The sequence below is a fragment of the Stenotrophomonas sp. YJH_SMC_64 genome (genome assembly GCF_059371375.1).
The window spans coordinates 93,030-111,598 of sequence record NZ_JCAFUN010000012.1 but is presented as its reverse complement, the minus strand read 5'-3'; the positions used below and the strand labels follow the sequence as shown (position 1 = coordinate 111,598).

General features: G+C 65.1%; 20 protein-coding genes and 1 pseudogene. 13 read left to right on the top strand and 8 right to left on the bottom strand.

Annotated elements, in window-relative coordinates; genetic code table 11:
* The first annotated feature begins 28 nt into the window (after positions 1–28).
* From AC5P9L_RS14375 to AC5P9L_RS14360, 4 genes are all read left to right on the top strand, one after another.
* Entirely contained in the window at positions 29–2,575 is a 2,547-nt protein-coding gene (locus AC5P9L_RS14375) for a DUF8426 domain-containing protein (RefSeq protein WP_111189275.1), read from the top strand.
* Positions 2,572–3,846, top strand: coding sequence for an McrC family protein (locus tag AC5P9L_RS14370; protein WP_043034950.1), 1,275 nt, complete (start codon positions 2,572–2,574; stop codon positions 3,844–3,846). Before AC5P9L_RS14375 ends, AC5P9L_RS14370 begins: the two co-directional genes overlap by 4 nt.
* 390 nt (positions 3,847–4,236) lie before the next feature.
* Positions 4,237–4,509, top strand: coding sequence for a hypothetical protein (locus AC5P9L_RS14365; protein ID WP_010487149.1), 273 nt, complete (start codon positions 4,237–4,239; stop codon positions 4,507–4,509).
* Positions 4,510–4,666: 157 nt separating this feature from the next.
* Positions 4,667–5,353, top strand: coding sequence for a L,D-transpeptidase family protein (locus AC5P9L_RS14360; RefSeq protein WP_043034949.1), 687 nt, complete (start codon positions 4,667–4,669; stop codon positions 5,351–5,353).
* Positions 5,354–5,376: 23 nt separating this feature from the next.
* Here AC5P9L_RS14360 and arsH read toward each other — a convergent pair whose 3' ends face one another.
* Entirely contained in the window at positions 5,377–6,105 is a 729-nt protein-coding gene (gene arsH / locus AC5P9L_RS14355; protein WP_043034948.1) for an arsenical resistance protein ArsH, read from the bottom strand.
* A 17-nt stretch (positions 6,106–6,122) separates the two neighbouring features.
* Between arsH and AC5P9L_RS14350 the strand changes: the two genes are divergently transcribed.
* The 5 genes and pseudogenes from AC5P9L_RS14350 to AC5P9L_RS14330 all read left to right on the top strand — a co-directional run bounded on the left by AC5P9L_RS14350 (position 6,123) and on the right by AC5P9L_RS14330 (position 9,313).
* Complete coding sequence (locus tag AC5P9L_RS14350) at positions 6,123–6,452, top strand: ArsR/SmtB family transcription factor (RefSeq protein ID WP_495230646.1); 330 nt, start codon at positions 6,123–6,125, stop codon at positions 6,450–6,452.
* A gap of 1 nt (position 6,453) precedes the next feature.
* A pseudogene (gene arsN2, locus AC5P9L_RS14345) lies at positions 6,454–6,873 on the top strand (arsenic resistance N-acetyltransferase ArsN2); the annotation flags it as partial.
* Positions 6,874–6,909: 36 nt separating this feature from the next.
* On the top strand, positions 6,910–7,413 hold the full coding sequence (locus AC5P9L_RS14340) for an arsenate reductase ArsC (protein WP_043034987.1): 504 nt from the start codon (positions 6,910–6,912) through the stop codon (positions 7,411–7,413).
* Between the two features lie 13 nt (positions 7,414–7,426).
* Positions 7,427–8,458, top strand: coding sequence for an ACR3 family arsenite efflux transporter (gene arsB / locus AC5P9L_RS14335; protein ID WP_227415402.1), 1,032 nt, complete (start codon positions 7,427–7,429; stop codon positions 8,456–8,458).
* Positions 8,459–8,938: 480 nt separating this feature from the next.
* Positions 8,939–9,313 carry a hypothetical protein gene (locus AC5P9L_RS14330; RefSeq protein WP_053497779.1) on the top strand — a complete coding sequence of 125 codons (375 nt, stop codon included), beginning with the start codon at positions 8,939–8,941 and terminating at the stop codon, positions 9,311–9,313.
* Between the two features lie 60 nt (positions 9,314–9,373).
* Here AC5P9L_RS14330 and AC5P9L_RS14325 read toward each other — a convergent pair whose 3' ends face one another.
* Positions 9,374–10,048, bottom strand: coding sequence for an Ivy family c-type lysozyme inhibitor (locus AC5P9L_RS14325; protein ID WP_100438981.1), 675 nt, complete (start codon positions 10,046–10,048; stop codon positions 9,374–9,376).
* A gap of 136 nt (positions 10,049–10,184) precedes the next feature.
* Here AC5P9L_RS14325 and AC5P9L_RS14320 point away from each other — a divergent pair, with 136 nt between their 5' ends.
* Entirely contained in the window at positions 10,185–10,640 is a 456-nt protein-coding gene (locus AC5P9L_RS14320) for a YybH family protein (protein ID WP_495230642.1), read from the top strand.
* 149 nt (positions 10,641–10,789) lie between these two features.
* Here the strand turns inward: AC5P9L_RS14320 and AC5P9L_RS14315 are convergent, their stop codons facing one another.
* The 5 genes from AC5P9L_RS14315 to AC5P9L_RS14295 all read right to left on the bottom strand — a co-directional run bounded on the left by AC5P9L_RS14315 (position 10,790) and on the right by AC5P9L_RS14295 (position 13,874).
* Positions 10,790–11,815: an NAD(P)H-dependent glycerol-3-phosphate dehydrogenase gene (locus AC5P9L_RS14315; RefSeq protein WP_227415401.1), complete on the bottom strand. Its 1,026-nt coding sequence runs from the start codon at positions 11,813–11,815 to the stop codon at positions 10,790–10,792.
* A 20-nt stretch (positions 11,816–11,835) separates the two neighbouring features.
* A complete protein-coding gene (gene secB, locus AC5P9L_RS14310) occupies positions 11,836–12,354 on the bottom strand; it encodes a protein-export chaperone SecB (RefSeq protein ID WP_005407596.1) in 519 nt (172 codons plus the stop codon).
* Between the two features lie 99 nt (positions 12,355–12,453).
* Positions 12,454–12,891, bottom strand: coding sequence for a rhodanese-like domain-containing protein (locus tag AC5P9L_RS14305; protein ID WP_004153552.1), 438 nt, complete (start codon positions 12,889–12,891; stop codon positions 12,454–12,456).
* Between the two features lie 57 nt (positions 12,892–12,948).
* A complete protein-coding gene (locus AC5P9L_RS14300; RefSeq protein WP_005407594.1) occupies positions 12,949–13,374 on the bottom strand; it encodes a hypothetical protein in 426 nt (141 codons plus the stop codon).
* 32 nt (positions 13,375–13,406) lie between these two features.
* Positions 13,407–13,874, bottom strand: a complete 468-nt coding sequence (locus AC5P9L_RS14295) for a YiiD C-terminal domain-containing protein (protein ID WP_111189280.1) — start codon at positions 13,872–13,874, stop codon at positions 13,407–13,409.
* A gap of 35 nt (positions 13,875–13,909) precedes the next feature.
* Between AC5P9L_RS14295 and AC5P9L_RS14290 the strand changes: the two genes are divergently transcribed.
* From AC5P9L_RS14290 to AC5P9L_RS14280, 3 genes are all read left to right on the top strand, one after another.
* Complete coding sequence (locus AC5P9L_RS14290; protein ID WP_133050869.1) at positions 13,910–14,719, top strand: uroporphyrinogen-III synthase; 810 nt, start codon at positions 13,910–13,912, stop codon at positions 14,717–14,719.
* 104 nt (positions 14,720–14,823) lie between these two features.
* Positions 14,824–15,801, top strand: a complete 978-nt coding sequence (locus AC5P9L_RS14285; RefSeq protein ID WP_111189282.1) for a uroporphyrinogen-III C-methyltransferase — start codon at positions 14,824–14,826, stop codon at positions 15,799–15,801.
* A 6-nt stretch (positions 15,802–15,807) separates the two neighbouring features.
* Entirely contained in the window at positions 15,808–17,103 is a 1,296-nt protein-coding gene (locus tag AC5P9L_RS14280; protein WP_076738906.1) for a heme biosynthesis HemY N-terminal domain-containing protein, read from the top strand.
* Between the two features lie 110 nt (positions 17,104–17,213).
* On the opposite strand, the gene AC5P9L_RS14275 is transcribed toward AC5P9L_RS14280, so the two are convergent.
* The gene (locus AC5P9L_RS14275; protein ID WP_012478738.1) at positions 17,214–18,509 is read right to left on the bottom strand and encodes an acetyl-CoA C-acetyltransferase; all 1,296 of its coding nucleotides are present in this window, start codon (positions 18,507–18,509) and stop codon (positions 17,214–17,216) included.
* Positions 18,510–18,569: the final 60 nt, after the last annotated feature.

The following is an 18,569-nucleotide window of genomic DNA, read 5'->3' as shown; positions in this document are numbered from 1 at the left end:
ACCCTTCGGTAGGGAAGGAACGCAGCCGATGAGTTCCGCCAATTTCACATGGATTCCCGTCTTCCGGGCAGTGGCCGACTGGCTGAGCGGTTTTGAAACCCGACAGCCCGAGTTGATCCAGGTTCTCAAAGAGGTCGGCATCGATGCCGGCCTTGAGGACAGGGATGAGAACGCAAAGACGATACCACTGCAGTCCATCGATCCGTTCACTTTCTTCTGCATGTTCATGAAGTACGGGGTCGAAAGGCGTAAGCAATTGTTTGCTCGATTGATTGAGGTCGCGGGGCTGAACGTAGCAGCACCGACCGATTTCGATGGCGTGCCCAGTGCCAATGCTATGAAAGTCTGGTTGTTCCCGTATCAGCGCAAGCGGGAAGATTGGATGATTCCCACGCTATGGACGCTGTTCAAGGAGGCCAGGGCCGGCCTAGACGCAGACACATTTGCGCGAGCACTGAAGATTCCCAGCACGGGTTTCACCAAGCTGACGCAAACCTTGTTCTACGTAGCGCCAGACTTGTACTTTCCTATCGACAGGCAGACTCGTCCGTGGCTGCTGACCATCGGTGTTCCCCGCCCGGAACGCACGCTTCCGGCTTACCTAGCGGTGCTGGATGCTGTGCGAAAGCACTCAAGCCAACCGTTTGCGGAGCTCTCCCACGGCGCTTGGGAGAATAGCCAAAGTGCGCCATTCGACGCGCAGGTCGCTATGGACTACCTGGACGAGCGCTATCCGGACAGCTACAGCGGCACTTCGCACATTGCTGCCTTTAGGACGCAGGCAGACCGGCAATTGGCTTTTGATCCCGGCGCTAATCCTGCCAAGAAAGTCGCCCTGCAGATCTTCGTCGATGCGCGACCTGCGCAGATCCAGGAAGAGCGGATAGGCGATTACCCGGCGGAGAAGAGCCGAAATCACCATCTGAGCAGCCATGCGCCGCGTCTGGCTGCCGGCCAGCAGGCCTACACGGTGCGGGTGTCCTCAATGGATGAGCTCGTCGAACTCTGCAACTGGTACGAGTCCAAGCAGCTCCCTCCCCTAATCTCCGCTTTGCCGACTTCAGGGCCCAACGTGACTACTCAGCCTCTGAACCAGATCCTCTTTGGACCGCCGGGCACCGGCAAGACCTTTGCTACCGTCGACAAAGCGTTGGCAATCATTGAGCCCAGCTTCACTGGCAGCCGTGAGGAGATGAAGCAGAAGTTTGATGCATACGTTGCGGCCGAGCAGATCAAGTTCGTTACCTTCCATCAAAGCTTCAGCTACGAAGACTTTGTGGAAGGAATTCGCGCAGGTACCAACGAAGCCACCCACCAGATCGAGTATGCGACCGAGGATGGCGTGTTCAAGCAGCTGTGCAATGCAGCCCGCCGCCGGGTGGTTCAATCGACCGGCAAGCCAATCGACCTGAAGGGCCGCCGGATCTGGAAGATCTCCCTGGGCGAGGCCGGCATCGAGGAGGGTGTCTACGAGGACTGCATCAAGCAAGGTTTGGCCCTGATTGGCTTCGGCACCGATGCAGACTACAGCGGCGTCAAGACGCGCAACGACATCGCCCACAGGTACCAGAAGGCCACCCCAGAGCGGGACGCTTCCGATTACCCAGTCACGGCGCTCAATATCTTCATCCGCCAGGTCAAAGCCGGCGACCTGTTTGTGGTCACCCAGGGAAACCTGCGTTTCCGCGCTATTGGCGAGGTCACCAGCGAGTACCTGCACGTCCCGCGTGAAAACGACAGCTACTCGCAGGGCCGCAAGGTCAACTGGTTGCGCGTGTATGACACCGGCCTGCCATACGCCGAGTTGATGGAGAACCGCTTCAGTCAGATGACCATTTACGAGTTGCGCCCCGGTTCGATAAATATGGACAAGCTAGCCAAACTGCTTGCACCCGCTGAGGAGACGCAGGACAAGGCGCCGCGGGTATTGGTCATCGACGAGATCAACCGCGGAAACATTTCCCGGATCTTCGGCGAGCTCATCACCTTGATCGAGGAATCCAAGCGAGCCGGTAAACCGGAAGCACTCGAAGCAACCTTGCCCTACTCGCAGGACAAGTTCAGCGTGCCGGACAATGTGTACCTGATCGGCACCATGAATACCGCCGACCGCTCGTTGGCCGGGTTGGATGTGGCCCTGCGCCGCCGCTTTGTGTTCGAAGAGATGCCGCCCAGGCCCGACTTGCTAGGCAATGTGGCCGGTATCGACCTGCAGCAACTGCTTATCGTCATGAACAATCGTATCGAGGTGCTGCTGGGTCGTGACCATCTGCTGGGCCACGCCTATTTCATTGGCATCCAGTCGTTGGAAGAGCTGAAGGGCGTATTCCGGAGGCAAATTCTGCCACTGTTGCAGGAGTACTTCTTCGACGATTGGGAAAGGATCGCACTGGTACTGAATGATCCGCGCAAGGCCAAAGCGCACCAGTTCCTCAGCCAGCCCACCTACGATGAGCTCGCCTTGTTTGGCAAAGCTGGATTCGCCAATGGCGGTCATTGGCAGATCAATGCTGGGGCTTTCGAAGACCCCGAAAGCTACCTGAGCATCTATAAGCTGACCGAAGCAAACCAGTGAGCGTGCTGATCACCGTCCGAGAGCATGCGCGCCTGACCACGGCCAATGTGCCCGCGTCGGAGATGCTGGCGCAGATTTCACAGACTGCGTTTGACTGGTTACTGGCCGAGAGCTCACGCTTGCGGGGCTCTGGCAGCGTCGCCCGGCTGGTTGAGCTGGAAGACCGGCGCGAACTGCGCTTGGACAGCTATGTCGGTGTGCTGGAATCACCCTGTGGCACTCGCATCGAGATCCTGCCCAAAGCCATGGAGCAGAGTGAGAACATCGAAGCCGGGCGTAATCTGCTGCAGAAGATGCTGGCGCGCTGCCTGAACCTGACGCCGCGCCAGTCCAGCCCTACGGCACTACGTACCTTTGATGCCCCGCTGACCGAATGGGTGGCGCGGGAGTTCTTACAGCGCGTGGACTATCTGGTCAAGCGCGGCCTACGCTTTGACTACCACCCGGTGCAGGAAGAGCTGCGCTATCTGAGTGGTCGGCTGTTGATGGCCCGGCAAGTTCGCCAGCCTGCGGGGCGAGCCCACGTCTTCCAAGTGGAGCATGACGTGTTCGACGCTGATCGCGCCGAGAACCGACTCATCCGCTCGGCACTGGAGGTGGTTCGCAAGCACACCCGTGAACCAGGCAATTGGCGCTTGGCAAACGAGCTTGCCCACCATCTGCATGAGATCCCCGTCAGCAACAACGCGGCTGCTGACTTCCAGCAATGGCGAGATGATCGCCTGATGGCGCACTACGCACCTGTGCGGGGTTGGTGCTCGCTGATCCTGCACGGGCAGATGCCCTTGACGGTGGTCGGCACCAGCAACGGCCAAAGTCTGCTGTTCCCGATGGAAAAGGTGTATGAGCAGTTCGTCGGACAGGGACTGCGCCAATGGCTACCGACAGGGACCAAATTCACACCGCAGGCAGCACGCCACTACTTAGCCAAACACCGCGATCAACACTGGTTCCAGCTGCGTCCCGACTTCTTGATTGAGCACGATGGCCGGCGCGTGGTCGCAGACGCCAAATGGAAGTTGCTCGATGCTGCTCTGGACAACGGCGAACAGAAGTACGGCCTGTCCCAAGCGGATTTCTACCAGCTGTATGCCTATGGCCAGAAGTACCTGGATGGCACGGGCATCATGTACCTTTTTTATCCCAAGACTTCGCGATTCAATGTGTCGCTACCACCGTTCCACTTCAACGAACAACTGCAACTTCTCGTCGTGCCGTTTGATCTGGAGCGTGAGCAGCCAGTTCCGGTTTGCAGGTTGTCGCTGAACTAGCTCGGTACTTTGACGCGTCCCAACAGTGGGTTGCCTCTCAAATTACTGGGGCCACAGGGGACTACCTCACCTTCGTTTTGGCCGAGAATGGACGGATGAGGTCCAAGCTCCATCCAGCGCCTCACCTTGCGCAAATATCCATTCCCGGCTTGCAGGCGTGCCAAAGCTACGCATTGTGACGCCCACTTCATACTGATGAATTGGCGATCTTGAGCAGGCGCAAGGCACTTCGCCGCCGCAGATCAGCCCGCCTTATCCCGCTTGTTAAGGTTTATTGATGGAGAGATTTCACAGCCCATCCACGTATTCAAATTCCAGCTGAAAGCGCTTGGTAGCGACGGGAACAAACGCCGCTATATTCCAGCTTCCCCAGACGAAGGAGGGAGTGCAATGAACCTGAACCCGCAACACATGAAGACGGCCCGCGCACTTGCTGTAGCGCTCATCGCCACCGTCAGCCTTGGCGCCTGCGCCTCTTACAAGAACGAGTTTGCAACCATCAACTCGCGTCTCGATCAGCTCGACGTCAAGGTGCAGGGTGCTGCGCAGAGTGCGGAATCCGCCAACCAGTCCGCACAGCAGGCCAACCAGCGTCTGGACCAGATCGAAGGCCGCGTGCAGCAGCTTGAAAGGGCACCGGCCGGCCGCAAGCCGCGCGGGTAATCGCTCCCTCACTGCTTGAATTGATCCATCTCTGTATCGGGAACCAGTGGCCTTCGCCGGCCACTGGCGTCCTTCCACCCAAGACTGCATTGCAAGGAGCCGTCTCATTCGTACCTACTCCTCCCCTGCACGCCGCGCCCTCCATGCCGCACTGGCCATGGCACTGGTCGTTGCGTGCAGCGGCGTAGCCAACGCCAGGGACAAGGACGCACCTGCATCACCGGTAGCCGCCGTTGATGAACTTCCGGCTGACCAGAGCGTGTCCGAAACGGTGATCGAGCTGGCCGGCTGGGTCGTCGCCAGCAAGGACAACCAGGGCTATCCGTTCGCAGTCATGGACAAGGCGGCGGCGCAGGTTCTGATCTTCAGCGGTGACGGCAAGCTGCGTGGCGCGGCACCGGCGCTGTTCGGTTCGGCTATCGGCGATCATTCCGCACCCGGCGTCGCCAAGCTGGCACTGAGCGCGATTCCCGGCCACGACCGCACCACGCCGGCCGGCCGCTTCATCGGTGGCTACGGCCCCTCCGACGATGCCGGGCGCGTGCTGTGGGTGGATTACGATTCCGCGGTTTCAATGCACCCGCTGCCGCCGGGCAGCCCGAAGGAAAAGCGTGCCGAACGACTGGCATCGCCCACGCCGGACGACAACCGCGTCACCCACGGTTGCATCAATGTCTCGCCCGCGTTCTACGGGCAGATCGTGCAGCCCATGTTCGAGAAGGGCGGCGTGTTCTACATCCTGCCGGACAAGGATTCGATCGCGAAGACCTTCCCGGAGTTCGCGCAGAGCCGCGGGGATGCGAAGGACGAAGACGAGAAGGGCGCGCGGCGCGCAAGCAAGTAATACGCTCGTCGGCAGATTGGAATTCAGGAAGCCGCAGCCCCTGCGGCCCGCGCCATTACCGCGGCATGCGCGTCGCCCTTCCGCTCGCTGTAGCGGTCCACCAGGTAGTCCGACCGCCCTCGCGTCAGCAGCGTGAACTTCACAAGCTCCTCCATCACATCCACCACGCGGTCGTAGTACGGCGAGGGCTTCATGCGCCCATCGTCATCGAATTCCTGCCAGGCCTTGGCCACCGATGACTGGTTGGGGATGGTCAGCATGCGCATCCAGCGGCCGAGCACGCGCAACGTGTTGACGGTGTTGAACGACTGCGAGCCGCCACTCACCTGCATCACCGCCAGCGTCCTGCCCTGCGTGGGCCGCACGCTGCCATCTTCCAGCGGCAACCAGTCGATCTGGTTCTTGAACACGCCGGTGACCGTGCCATGCCGCTCGGGGCTGACCCAGACCTGCCCTTCCGACCACTGTGACCATTCGCGCAGTCGCTGCACTTCGGGGTGATTCCTGTCCACGCTGTCCAGCATCGGCAGCGCATGCGGATCGAACACCCGGGTTTCGCACCCCAGGTGGCGCAGCAGCCGCTCGGCTTCCAGCGCAAGCTTGCGGCTGAACGACTGGGGCCGCAGCGAGCCGTAGAGCAGGAGAATGCGTGGCGGCCCCAGATCTGCCGCGGCGAGCTGGTGATGATTGGGCTGGGGCAATGACGATTCCAGCAGGTTGGGCAGGTCCAGGCTTGTGATTGGCTCATTCATTCGACTATTCTAGAAATATGGAAACATCTAATGCAATCACCGCCCTGACCGCCCTCGGCCATGCCACCCGCCTGGCTGCCTTCCGACTGCTGGTGGAGGCGGGCCGGGCAGGGCTCATGGCGGGCGACATCGCCACGGCCCTGCAGGTACCCCCAGCCACGCTCAGCTTCCACCTGAAGGAGCTGGTGCAGGCCGGGCTGGTGGAGAGCGAAAGCCAAGGCCGCCACGTCTGCTACCGCGCCAACTTCGATGCGATGAACGGCTTGATCCAGTACCTGACGCACAACTGCTGCGCGGGCTCCCCGGATGAGCGGTGCGCGGTGAGCGAACCGGCATGCAGGTGCTGAGATGAAACCCGACCCGGTGATTCGTGCAGGCACGCGCGACGACCTGTGCTCCATCCGTGACCTTCTGCAGCAGGCGCAGTTGCCCGTGGCCGATCTGGAAAGCAGCGAGGTGGCGTTTCTCGTCGCAGACCTCGACGGCGTTCCCGTGGGTGCCGTTGGATTGCAGATCTTCGGCGCGTCGGCCCTGCTTCGCTCGCTGGTGGTGTCCGACGACCAACGCAATACCGGCCTTGGGCGCGCGTTGCTGTCAGCGGCCGAGGACATGGCCCGCCGCATGCAGGTCTGGGAACTGGTGCTGCTGACGACGTCGGCAGGCCCATGGTTCGCGCGGCACGGCTATGCCGGATGCGATCGCGCGCAGATAGCGGAGGCGATCCGCAGCTCTGCCGAGTTCACTAGTCTCTGCCCGGCCAGCGCGCTGTGCATGTCCAAGCCACTCACTGACCACGGAAGCCACATGACCCGCAATGTCTTGTTCCTCTGCACCGGCAACAGCGCGCGCAGCGTGCTGGCTGAAGCCACCCTGCGCGCCTGGGGCGGCGATCACTTCAGCGCATTCAGTGCGGGCAGCCAGCCCACTGGCCAGATCAATCCCTTCGCGCTCGCCCAGTTGCAGGCCGAAGGAATGCCCGTTGAAGGGCTGCGCAGCAAGTCGTGGGATGAGTTCGTGGATGCAGCCCCGATGGATCTGGTGATCACCGTGTGTGACGCGGCCGCTGCCGAAGCCTGCCCTGTGGTGTTCGGTGACTTCATCCGCAGCCACTGGGGCCTGCCTGATCCGGCCGCCGTGGCAGGCAGCGATGCCGACAAGGCCGCGGCCTTCGCACTGGCCCATGCCATCGTGAAAACGCGCCTGCGTGCGCTGCTCGCACTGCCCGAATCGGTGTGGTCCGAACGCGAAGCGCTGCAGCACGCGCTGGACCGGATCGGCCAGCTGCTGCCGACCGACGGCGCACAATGACGGTGCCACTGCCATGAGCCTGTTCGAGCGACACCTGACGCTGTGGGTTGTGCTGTGCATTGCGATGGGCACGCTGCTGGGCCACGTCCTGCCCGATGCCTTCGCGGTGCTGGCCTCCGCCGAAGTGGCCAAAGTCAACCTGCCGGTTGCGGTGCTGATCTGGCTGATGATCATCCCGATGCTGCTGAAGGTCGACTTCACTGCGATGCGCCAGTTGCAGCAGCACTGGAAGGGCATCGGCGTGACACTGTTCATCAACTGGGCCGTGAAGCCGTTCTCGATGGCGCTGCTGGGCTGGCTGTTCCTGCGCCATGCCTTCGCGGACTGGCTGCCCGCAGCACAGATCGACAGCTACATCGCCGGTTTGATCCTGCTGGCGGCCGCGCCCTGCACCGCCATGGTGTTCGTGTGGAGCAACCTGTGCCGCGGTGATGCCAACTTCACCCTGAGCCAGGTGGCCTTGAACGACGCGATCATGGTGGTCGCGTATGCGCCGGTGGTTGCGCTGCTGCTCGGCCTGTCGGCGATCACTGTGCCCTGGGACACGCTGCTGTTGTCGGTTGGCCTCTACATCGTGGTGCCCGTGCTGGTGGCCGCGTTGCTGCGGCGCTGGATGCTTTCGCGCAGCGGCGAGGCGGGCCTGCAGCGCGCGCTTCGACGGCTGGGCCCGCTGTCCCTGTCCGCGCTGCTGCTGACGCTGGTGCTGCTGTTCGGGTTCCAGGGCCAGCAGATCGTGAAGCAACCGCTGGTGATCGCGATGATTGCGGTGCCGATCCTGATCCAGGTCTATTTCACTTCGGGCCTGGCCTACCTTCTGAACCGCCGTCTGGGCGTGGCGCATTGCGTGGCCGGCCCGTCAGCGCTGATTGGTGCGAGCAACTTCTTCGAACTGGCTGTGGCCACAGCGGTGGGACTGTTCGGCGTGCACTCGGGAGCGGCGCTGGCCACCGTGGTGGGTGTGCTGATCGAGGTACCGGTCATGCTGTCCGTGGTGCGGATCGTGAACCGTACACAAGCCTGGTACGAGAGACGCGAAGAGCACTGACAGATCAAAGTGTGTGGGAGTCGAATTGCGTTCTTCGCCCCGCACTGTCGTCATCGACTTGGTGGGGTGCCCGTACGCCACGTCATCAACTTCGACCCATGTCGCATATTCCCCATGCCGCTACGGCCGTTGCGGCGCCTGCGTCTGCGACAGCTTAACAGCGTGCAAAAATGCCAAAAGCGTCTTTGATCAAGCGTTGAATGCAACTGTTCTGATTGGCACCGCGCAGCAGCACGCGTACAGATGACGTGCCATCGAAAAAGGATGGCCGGGCTTCGAAAACCCGTGCGCTTGTTTAACAACGCTTGCCCGTCGGCGTCACCCCTCGTGGCGCCGGCGGGCAATCCGTCTGCCGGCTATGGCGGGCGGAGCGTGGAGGCCCTGTGCCTGCCGGTTTCAACAAGCGCCCGGTTTTCGAGCCACGTCTCCGCCCGCCACCTTTGCGTGGCGGCTGCCGTCTGTCCTGCACGGAGCATTGCCATGAGCACACCCGAATCCTCCCGACTACGCACGCAATACGTGCCCGCCAACGCGGACGCGCCTTCGGAAGCACCGCACCAGCAGGATCCTCTCGGTTTCATCGCCACCCTCGACCGCATCGGCAAGGGCGCCGCCGCCGACGGCCAACCCTGGCCCGAACGTCATCAGATGCCGGGCCGCCGCATGGCGCTGGCCGACGCGGATTGCGCATTGACCGGCCTGCGCGTGGCGCTGGAAATGCTGCTGGCTGCCGAGCGCGTGCGCCAGAACGGTCCCGACGAGGAGTACGTGGGCGACCGCGTGATGGAGGGCCTGATGATGGCCAGTCTGTCGCTGACAGCACAGGTCAGCGCACGCATGCGGCCGGAAGGGTGATACGGGGAACAACGCTCACTGCAACGCCGGGCACGGCCCGGCGCTGCGGCGCGCGCCACATCACTCGCAGAGTGCGCTGTCTTCCTTCAACGCGGCATCCTGCAGTGGCTGGCGCTGTTCGATCTGCGCACGTTGTTCCGCCGTCGGCTCGCCCAGCCACCATACACGGCAGCGCGCGGTAAGACGGCCAACCATCTTCGACTGATCGGGCGAATACAGCATCGCCAACGCCGTGCCGGGGCAGTCGTGGGCCTGGCAGGCGGTGTAGAACCACCACGGCTCACCCTGCAGGACTACCAGTTCGCCAGGACCGCTGGGCCCGCTCAACAGGCGTTCGCGCAGCGATGGAATCTCCTTGTCAGCGGATTCGGCTGCGGCCGTGTTCTTCATCAGGGCGTTGAACGCGGCCAGCACCTTCGGATCCTTGCGGCCGCAGTCGTCCACGGTATTGCCGCCCACCAGGGTGAAGAAATGCGTCGCCAGCGGGTTGTCCGCGCAGGTGAGTTCCCCGCCGGCGCTCGGGTCTTCCGGTTCGCCTTCGTTGTCCCACACCGAGGGGTCCACACCGTCTTCGGCGGACGGTTCCTTCTCGACCACCGTCGCTACGGCGGCCGGTGCTTCGGTGGTCGGCGCTGGCGCCACAGCAGGTGCAGTCTCGCCAGTCTTTTCCGGTGCCTGTCCGCAGGCTGCCAGCAGCGCGGCCATCATCGCCATCCCTGTGATTCGCATCTTCATTCCGTGTCCTTGTCTGATCTGCGCTGCATCCACCAAATCGGCGGCCGCGTGATTCTAACCAGCGGCGCGCTAGGATGCGTCTGAAGCCTTCCCATCATCGCCAGGGCCTGGACGCATGCGCCGCACACGACTCGCCATGATCTTCTGCAGTGCCCTGCTGATGGCATCGTCGGCAATTGCCCACGATGCCGAAGGCGCGAAGCCCGCACAGCCGCTTCCCGATATCGCGCTGCCCGCACCGCTGGACCGTGTACTGCGCGACTACGAGCAGGCGTGGCGCACGGGTGATGCCAAGGCATTGGGTGCGCTGTTCGCCGAGGATGGCTTTGTGCTGCAGAGCAACCAGCCGCCGGTGCGCGGCCGCAGTGCGATCGAGGCCGCGTATGCCGGCCAGGGCAGCAGTCCGTTGCGGCTGCGTGCCTTGGCGTATGCGGTGGAGGGGAATACGGGCTACATCATTGGTGCGTACAGCTACGGCAACAACGTGGGCGATACCGGCAAGTTCACGCTCACGTTGAAGCGCGTGGGGGATGGGCCGTGGCTGATCTTTTCGGACATGGACAACACCAGCGCGCCGCCGCGGGCGCGGTGATCGGCGTTGCAGTAGATCCACGCCATGCGTGGATATGCAGCGCGCGTGATGCCAAGCAAGCTTGGCACCCACCAAAGCCTGTCTCCCGTCCGGCACCCGCGTGTACTCCCTGATGAAAAAACCCCGGCACGTAGCCGGGGTTTTTCGATTCACTTGAACAGCGTGTCCGGGTATTCCGGTTTCTGTTCCCGCGCCAGCAATGCGCGCAGGCCTTCTTCCGGCGTCTGCTCGCCATGCAGCACGGCACGCACGCGGTCGGAGATCGGCAGGTCGATGCCATGGCGGCGCGCCTGTCGCATCACTTCGTCGGCGGTCTGCACCGATTCGACCACCTGGCCGATTTCGCGCACGGCATCCTGCAGCGTCTGGCCACGGCCCAGGGCCAGGCCCAGGCGGCGGTTGCGCGACAGGTCGCCGGTACAGGTCAGCACCAGATCGCCCAGGCCCGCCAGGCCCATCAGCGTTTCCGGCTTGGCACCGATGGCAGCGGCCAGGCGCAGCATCTCGTTGAGGCCACGGGTGATCAGGCCGGCACGGGCGTTGAGGCCCAGCTGCATGCCATCGGCCACGCCGGTGGCCACGGCCAGCACGTTCTTCATCGCACCGCCCAGCTCGGCACCGACCATGTCGTCGCCGGTGTAGGCGCGGAACGCCGGGCCATGCATCGCCTCGGCCACCGTCTGCGCGAACTCGGGCACGTCGCCGTGCACGGTGATCGCGGTCGGCAGGCCCTGGGTCACTTCCTTGGCGAACGACGGCCCGGTGACAACGGCCAGCGGCACGTCCTCACCCAGCACTTCGCGCGCCACTTCATGCAGGAAGCGGCCCGAACCGGGTTCGAAGCCCTTGGTGGCCCAGGCCACGCCGGCACCGGCAGGACGCAGCGGCGCCAGCGCACGCACGGTTTCGCCGAAGGCATGCGAGGGGGTCACCACCAGGACCCAGGCCGCGCCCTCCACCGCCGACGCCAGATCGGTGGTGGCACGCAGGCTGTCCGGCAGCGGGATGCCCGGCAGGTAACGCGGGTTCTCGTGGCGCTGGTCGATGGCTTCGACCACGGCAGCATCGCGCCCCCACAGCACGGTCGGATGACCGTGCCGTGCGAGCAGGCTGGCCAGCGCGGTTCCCCAGGAACCGGCGCCAAGCACGGCGATCTTGTCAGCGGTAGTGCTCATCCGTGACGTCGCGGCAGGAATCAGGCGTTGCCAGCCGGCTCGGAGTCAGCCAGCGACGGTGCGTCGCCCTGCTCCTGGCGCTGGCGCAGGGTTTCTGCGTACAGGCCTTCGAAGTTGATCGGCTGCAGGAAGAACGGCGGGAAGCCGCCGGCCTGGATCAGGTCGCTGATCAGCTGGCGCACGTACGGGAACAGGATGTTCGGGCACTGGGTGCCGAGCAGCACGTCGATCGACTGCGGGTCCAGGCCGACCAGGCCGAACACGCCGGCCTGCTTCACTTCGGCCACGTAGGCGGTGCGCTCACCGGCCTGGCAGGTCAGGGTCACGGCCAGCACGACTTCGAAGGCGTTCTCACCCAGGCGCTGCACCTGCTGGTTCAGGTTCAGCTGCAGCTCCGGCTGCACCTGGTCATTGAAGATGGTCGGGGCGTTCGGCGACTCGAAGGAGACGTCCTTGACGTAGATCTTCTCGACGGTGAAAGCGGGGCCGGTGGCGGCATCGACCGGCGCAGCAGCGCCGTTGGTGATCTCTTCGGACATTTCCAGTAACTCCAATGAATGCAATGAAAACGATGGTCGAATTACTGCGATGGGGGCGGGATCAGGCCCATACAAGGCCGGATCCGCCACCTGCGGCAATCAGTTGCGGCCCTTGACCAGCGGCAGCTCGGCCTGCTGCCAGGCGGGAATGCCGCCGTCGAGCACGTAGACCTTCTCGAAGCCGGCCTTCTTCAGCGCCTTGGCGGCGGTTTCCGAGGCGTTGCCGCTGCGGCACACCAGCACCACCGGCGACTGCTTGGCGTTGGCCACCAGCTTGTTGTCCGGGCCGAAGGCACTGGCCTGGGCGTTGCGGCTGCCGGCAATGTGGCCCTTCTCGAAGTCACCGCTGGCCGACAGGTCGACCACCACCGTGCCGCCCGCGTTCATCAGCTGGGTCAGTTCGGCGGGCTTGATGCCCTTGAAGCCCCGGAACAGGCGGCGGATCTCGGTGACGATGATGGCCACGGTCAGGCCGACCAGGGCCGCGGACAGCATCGGGTTTCGGCCTGCAAAGGCCAGCAACTCTTCGTAATTCACTCAGGTCACGGGTCGATTAAGCGGGCGCCGATTGTCGCACAAGCCGGACGCGGCCCGTCACTGCCCCTTCCACAGGTCCGGCAGGCCGGCGGTCTGCCACCAGCGCTTGGCCTCCGGATCCCAGCGCCAGCGCTCGACCACCATCACGGTGCGTTCGGCCTGCGTGTTCTGGTTGATCACCCCGATTTCGACCCGGCGCTCGACCAGGCCGCCTTCCAGCGCCGCGCTGCTGCGCTCGCGGTAGGACGACACGCGCAGCTGCGCGTAGCGGTTGAGCTCGAACTCGGTGGGCGGCTTCTCCTTGCGCAGCTTGGGGTCCAGATAGCCGATGGCATCGTCCATGCTGCCCCAGCGGATGGTGGCGCCGTAGGCGATCTGGGTCTCTTCCAGCAGCTTGCGCTGCTTGCGGCTCAGGTCGTCGGCCGAAGCCACGGCGCTGACCAGCAGCAGGGAACACATCAGGAACTGGATGAGGCGGCGCATCGGTGGTTTCCCCAGAACGTCAGCCTGCCATCCTACCCTTTGGCGAAGGCAACAAAGCGACCGCTGAACTCGGCGGCCGGCTTGCCATCGGTGCCGGGCTGGGTGGCGATGATGCTGATGCGGGCCTTGCGGCGCTGGCGGAAGGTATTCAGGAAGGCATCCCAGCCGCTGGCTTCGGCCGCTTCGGCATGGGCATGCAGGTCTTCGTAGACCGGGGCCAGGTAGCGCAGGTTACTGTCGGCCACGTAGACCTCGGCATCGTGGCCGGCCAGGCGCAGGCGCAGGCTGACCAGTGCCCAGCCCGACAGGGTCAGCACCGAGGCCAGGCTGCCACCGAAGGCGTTGCCCTTGTCGTTGACGTTGGCGGCCAGCGGCGCGGTGATGCGCAGCACGCCGTCGGCATAGCCGTCGAGCTGGATCTGCATGGCGCGGACCGCCGGCATGCAGTCCAGCACATCCTGCAGGGCGGCCAACGAGGAAGTCAGGGCATCAACGGACATCGGAGCAGCGACCACGACAACGAAGGGCCCGCATAATGCAGGCAATGGCCGACCATACGATACCCACTGGCGCTGCCGGTTCCGAGGCGGGCTGGACCTTCATTTCGCTGCGCCCACGAGGCCAGAATGCGGCGCTGCGCCGCGCCGTCGCTGGGCTGGGCGGGCATGTCGTGGCCCTGCCGCCCTGGCGCTTGCAACGCCTGCAGGGCACGCCAGTGGTGCGCCAGCTGCAACGCGCGCTGAACTGCGATCGGGTGGTGTTCACCAGCCCGGCCGCCGTGACCGCGGCCGCCACCCTGCTGCCACTGGCCGAGGTGCAACGCAGCCCGTGGCTGACCGTGGGCGAAGGCACCGCGCGCGCGCTGCGGGCGCAGGGCGTCGGCGAGGTGCATGCACCGCAGCGGATGGACAGCGAGGGCCTGCTGGCGCTGCCGGTGCTGGCCGAGGCGCGGGGCCTGCGCATCGGCCTGGTCACCGCGCCCGGCGGACGCGGGCTGATTACTGCACACCTGCAGGCCGCAGGCGCCACGATCGAACGTGCCGATGTCTATCAGCGCCGCCTGCTGCGCCTGTCGCCCCGCACGCTGGCTCGATTGGCGCATTCAGCGCAGCCGTGGGTGCTGGCGGTGAGCAGTGGTGAGGCGTTGCTGCATTTCTGGCAGCAGCTTCCGCCGGCATTGCAGCAACGCCTGCAGGCCCAGGCCACCGTCGTCGTGGCCAGCGAACGGCTGGGCGATCAGGCGCATGCACTGGGGCTGCAGCGCGTGGTGCGCGCGGCCGGGCCCACCACGGCGCAGCTGGTGGCCGCTGCACACGCCACGCTCACCGTCCCGGCAGCGACCTGAACAGGGACGTGGGTCACGCTTGCCGCTGTGGTCGGCAACAGTGATGCTGTGCACAACGCGGCCTGCCGGATCCTGACCGGCGACGTTGCCGACAAGGAAGCCCCATGAACGAGACTCCGCCCGTTTCCCCGCCCCGTCGACCCGTGCGCTGGCTGCTGCCGCTGGCCGGGGTGGTCGTGCTTGGCGTGGGCGGCTATGCCGGCTGGTACGTCTGGCAGCAGCAACAGCACGAACAGGAAGCGAAGGCACAGACCATGGCCGTGCAGCTGCAGGGCCTGGAGGCGACGCTGGATGCACTGCGCCGCGACCAGCGCGCGACCAGCCAGCGGCTGCAGGATGCGGCGACCACCAACCGCGTGCTGCGCGACGAGATGCTGGGCCTTTCGCAGCGCAGTGCGCTGCTGGAAGAGAACCTGGCCAAGCTGGCCGACAGCGCCAACCAGGGCCGCCAGGCGGTACAGCGCGATGAGGCCGAACTGCTGCTGACCCAGGCGGCGCAGCGGCTGAATTATGCCGACGATGTGGAAGGCGCGCGCCGCCTGTATGCACAGGCCGCCACCGCGCTGGCCGATCTGCCCGACAGCGATGGCCTGAACCTGCGCCAGGCATTGGTGCAGGAGCGCGATGCACTCGATGCGCTGGGCGCCGGCCCGCGCGTGCAGTCGCTGCAGCGGCTGGATGCCTTGGCCAGGGCACTGCAGGGGCTGCCGTCGCAAGTGACTGGCAACGCTGCGACCGACACCGCAAAACCGTGGTGGCAATCGACGCTGGCCCCGTTCGTGGACATCACCCCGAGCCGCCAGAATGGCCCGCTGACCGCCGCCGAACGTCGCAATGCCGACGACGCCCTGCAGCTGGAACTGACCCTGGCGCGCGCCGCGATCGAACGCGGCGACCGCACGGGCCGAGATACCGCACTGGAACGCGTGGAGCACTGGGCACAGCGGCGCTGGCCGGATTCACCGGCCCTGCGCGCGCAACGTGCTGAACTGAAGGCCTTGCGCGAGCTTCCGCTGCAGGCCAGCAACACCGTGCTTGGCAGCACCCTGCAGCAACTGCGCACCCAGACCGACCGGAGGTAGTCCCGCATGAAACCCCTGCAATCCCTGGTTGTGCTGTTGCTGGCGGTGGCCATCGGCGTGGTGGCCGCGCAATGGCTCGGCGCCGATGACCTCAACCGTTTCGGTGAAGTGACCCTGCGCTACGGCGGTTACGACTACCACAGCAACCTGCCGAAGGTGGCGCTGCTGTCGGTGATCGCAGTGCTGGTGCTGTGGCTGCTGTGGAGCCTGATTGCCGCACCGTTCCGCGCCTGGGGCCGCTACCGCCGCAAGCAGGGCCGGGTGCGCCTGATCGACGGCCTGCAGGCCTACGAGCACGGCCAGTGGCAGCGTGCCGAGAAGCTGCTGGATGGCGCTGCCAAGGACCCGGAAGTGAGCGCGGTGGCGCTGGCCAATGCCGTGCGCAGCGCACAGGCACGTGCTGACGGCCCCGCCGGTGAAGCGCTGTTGCAGCGTCTTGGCGAGAGCGATGCCACCCTGCAGGCGCTGCTGCGCGCCGAACAGCTGCTGGCGCGCGATCTGCCGGTCGATGCGATCAACGCATTGGACGTGGCGGCGATCCAGCCGCTGCCGCCGCGCGGCCTGTGGCTGCGTACCGAAGCGCTGGCGCGTGCCGGCCGCGCACACGAGGCCTATGGCCAGCTGGGTGCGCTGCGCCAGAGCAAGGTGCTGCCGGCCGAATCGAACAGCGAACTGGAAGCCCGCCTGGCCGCACAGGCGCTGCTGGAAGCGACCGACGTCAACGCATTGGCCGCACAGTGGGAAGCCACGCCGAAGGCGCTGCGGCCGACCCCGGACGTGGTGGGCGCCTATGCCAGCCGTGCGGTGGCCCTGAACTGGGATGAGCCGGCGCTGCTGGCGCTGGAACAGGCGCTGGACCAGCGCTGGGACGACGAACTGGTGGCGCTGTACGGCCGCCTGCCGGCCGAGCGCCTGGCCACCCGCCAGGCCAACCTGGCGCGCTGGCGCAATGTGCATGATGGCTCGGCCGCACTGCATCTGGCGCAGGGCCGCGTGGCCCTGGCCCAGCAGCAGTGGGATGCCGCCGATACGTTCCTGCACGAGGCCATCGCCGCCGGCGCCGGTGCCCCGGCGTGGGAAGCGCTGGGTGAACTGTTCGCGCAGCGTGGCGAGCACGCGCTGGCCGCGCAGTGCCTGGCCAATGCGCTGCGACTGCAGCGCGGCGAGGACAGCGTGGCGCTTGTGCGCGGCAGCGAGGCGCCGCTACGTGCCACGGTGGAAGAGCAGCCGATCACGGTGCAGCCGCCGGTGTATGACGCCAACGAAGAGCGCGACGAGTTCGGCAACCCGCGGTTGCCGTGAGGCGTGCCGACCAACGGTCGGCACCCACCGGAGCAACAAAAAAAACGCCGCCCATTGGGCGGCGTTTTCGTACCAGCGCTGCCGGCCAGCGGCCGGCACTACCGTGATGCTCAGCGTTCGACGATCGCCACCACGCCCATGCCGCCGGCGGTGCAGATCGACACCAGCGCGCGGCCACCGCCGCGTTCGGCCAGCTGCTTGGCTGCGGTAGCAATCACACGTGCACCGGTGGCGGCGAACGGATGGCCGGTGGCCAGCGACGAGCCCAGCAGGTTGATCTTGTCCGGGTCGATACGGCCCATCGGTGCATCCAGGCCCAGGCGGTTGCGGCAGTAATCCTCGCTCTCCCACGCACGCAGGGTGCACAGCACCTGTGCAGCGAAGGCCTCGTGGATCTCGTAGATGTCGAAGTCCTGCAGGGTCAGGCCATTGCGCTTGAGCATCTCCGGCACGGCCACGGTCGGTGCCATCAGCAGGCCTTCGCCATGCACGAAGTCCACCGCAGAGACGTGCGCATCGCGCAGGTACGCCTGCGGCTCATGGCCGTGCGCACGCGCCCACTCTTCACTGGCCAGCAGCACCGCGGCGGCGCCATCGGTCAACGGCGTGGAGTTGGCGGCGGTCAGGGTGCCACGGCCGGAGACCTTGTCGAAGGCCGGCTTCAGCGTGGCCAGCTTTTCCAGCGAGGTATCCGGACGCAGGATGTTGTCGCGCTCGACGCCACGGAACGGTGCGATCAGATCGTTGAAGAAACCGCGCTCATAGGCAGCGGCCAGCTTCTTGTGCGAGGACACCGCCCACTCGTCCTGCGAGTCGCGCGAGATGTTCCATTCCTTGGCCATGTCCTCGCAGTGGTCGCCCATGCTCTTGCCGGTGCGCGGCTCGGCCACGCCCGGGAACTCGGGCTTGAGCTCGGAGAACTTGAAGCCGGAAGTGAGCGCGCGGATCTTGTCGCCAGTGCTCTTGGCACGGTTGGCGGCCAGCAGGCGCGCGCGCAGCTTCTTGCCGTAGACGATCGGCACGTCGGAGGTGGTGTCCGAACCGCCGCCGATGCCCGATTCGATCTGGCCCAGCGCGATCTTGTTGGCGACGGTGATGATGCTGTCCAGCGAGGTGCCACAGGCGCGCTGCAGTGTGATGCCCGGGGTCAGCGGCGACAGGCCGGACGACAGCGTGGCTTCACGGCCCAGGTTCCAGTCGCTGGAGTGCTTGATCACCGCACCCATCGCCACTTCACCCAGCTGCTGGCCGTGCAGGCCGAACCGTTCGACCAGCGCGCCCAGCGTACGGACCGACATGCCGAGGTTGCCGACATCCGAATACGCGGTGTTCTGGCGGCAGAACGGAATGCGGACGCCACCGAGGATGGCGACGGGACGAGCGTTGGGCATGGAGATACCTGGCATGGATGAGGGTGTCTGCAACATGGCCTGCACGGCGGAGCAGGCATAATGGAGCCAAGTGTA

Coding starts and splice junctions, on each gene's coding strand:
- AC5P9L_RS14325 (WP_100438981.1), bottom strand. CDS start 10,048: ATGAAGATGCGAATCACAGGGATGGCGATGATGGCCGCGCTGCTGGCA.
- AC5P9L_RS14360 (WP_043034949.1), top strand. CDS start 4,667: ATGGCACTGGTCGTTGCGTGCAGCGGCGTAGCCAACGCCAGGGACAAG.
- AC5P9L_RS14275 (WP_012478738.1), bottom strand. CDS start 18,509: ATGCCAGGTATCTCCATGCCCAACGCTCGTCCCGTCGCCATCCTCGGT.
- secB (WP_005407596.1), bottom strand. CDS start 12,354: ATGTCCGAAGAGATCACCAACGGCGCTGCTGCGCCGGTCGATGCCGCC.
- AC5P9L_RS14330 (WP_053497779.1), top strand. CDS start 8,939: ATGAGCACACCCGAATCCTCCCGACTACGCACGCAATACGTGCCCGCC.
- AC5P9L_RS14300 (WP_005407594.1), bottom strand. CDS start 13,374: ATGCGCCGCCTCATCCAGTTCCTGATGTGTTCCCTGCTGCTGGTCAGC.
- AC5P9L_RS14375 (WP_111189275.1), top strand. CDS start 29: ATGAGTTCCGCCAATTTCACATGGATTCCCGTCTTCCGGGCAGTGGCC.
- AC5P9L_RS14280 (WP_076738906.1), top strand. CDS start 15,808: ATGAAACCCCTGCAATCCCTGGTTGTGCTGTTGCTGGCGGTGGCCATC.
- AC5P9L_RS14320 (WP_495230642.1), top strand. CDS start 10,185: ATGATCTTCTGCAGTGCCCTGCTGATGGCATCGTCGGCAATTGCCCAC.
- AC5P9L_RS14340 (WP_043034987.1), top strand. CDS start 6,910: ATGACCCGCAATGTCTTGTTCCTCTGCACCGGCAACAGCGCGCGCAGC.
- AC5P9L_RS14295 (WP_111189280.1), bottom strand. CDS start 13,874: ATGTCCGTTGATGCCCTGACTTCCTCGTTGGCCGCCCTGCAGGATGTG.
- AC5P9L_RS14315 (WP_227415401.1), bottom strand. CDS start 11,815: ATGAGCACTACCGCTGACAAGATCGCCGTGCTTGGCGCCGGTTCCTGG.
- arsB (WP_227415402.1), top strand. CDS start 7,427: ATGAGCCTGTTCGAGCGACACCTGACGCTGTGGGTTGTGCTGTGCATT.
- arsH (WP_043034948.1), bottom strand. CDS start 6,105: ATGAATGAGCCAATCACAAGCCTGGACCTGCCCAACCTGCTGGAATCG.
- AC5P9L_RS14350 (WP_495230646.1), top strand. CDS start 6,123: ATGGAAACATCTAATGCAATCACCGCCCTGACCGCCCTCGGCCATGCC.
- AC5P9L_RS14290 (WP_133050869.1), top strand. CDS start 13,910: ATGCAGGCAATGGCCGACCATACGATACCCACTGGCGCTGCCGGTTCC.
- AC5P9L_RS14285 (WP_111189282.1), top strand. CDS start 14,824: ATGAACGAGACTCCGCCCGTTTCCCCGCCCCGTCGACCCGTGCGCTGG.
- AC5P9L_RS14365 (WP_010487149.1), top strand. CDS start 4,237: ATGAACCTGAACCCGCAACACATGAAGACGGCCCGCGCACTTGCTGTA.